The sequence below is a fragment of the Mesorhizobium sp. M7A.F.Ca.MR.362.00.0.0 genome (assembly GCF_004023175.1).
Taxonomy (GTDB): Bacteria; Pseudomonadota; Alphaproteobacteria; order Rhizobiales; family Rhizobiaceae; genus Mesorhizobium.
In genome coordinates, this window is the sequence record NZ_RZTF01001027.1 from 1 (window position 1) to 272 (window position 272).

General features: G+C 35.3%; 1 protein-coding gene. It reads right to left on the bottom strand.

Annotated elements, in window-relative coordinates; translation table 11 throughout:
- Positions 1 to 166: 166 nt before the first annotated feature.
- Positions 167 to 272: DUF2521 family protein (locus tag EOC06_RS45430; RefSeq protein ID WP_128310200.1), on the bottom strand; the 106-nt coding region annotated here is incomplete at its 5' end.

The following is a 272-nucleotide window of genomic DNA, read 5'->3' on the forward strand; positions in this document are numbered from 1 at the left end:
GAAAAAAAGAAGGATGAGTCCCACTGCAAATATACTGATTTTAAGTTTTTTATTCACTGTCCTAGTCAATCCCTCCTGCTGCTCGTCCTTATTCTAAATATATGGGACAAGGAGGCAATTTAGAACAAACCAGAAAAAAATCAAGCGGTGTGCGCACCGCCTGATTTTAATGAAGTCTAAGTTTTTTTCTTTTAATTGCTTTATTAAAACCCTCTAACCACCATGCATTTACGAATTGTTCACAAAGATAGTATAGCGATTCATTTTTACTG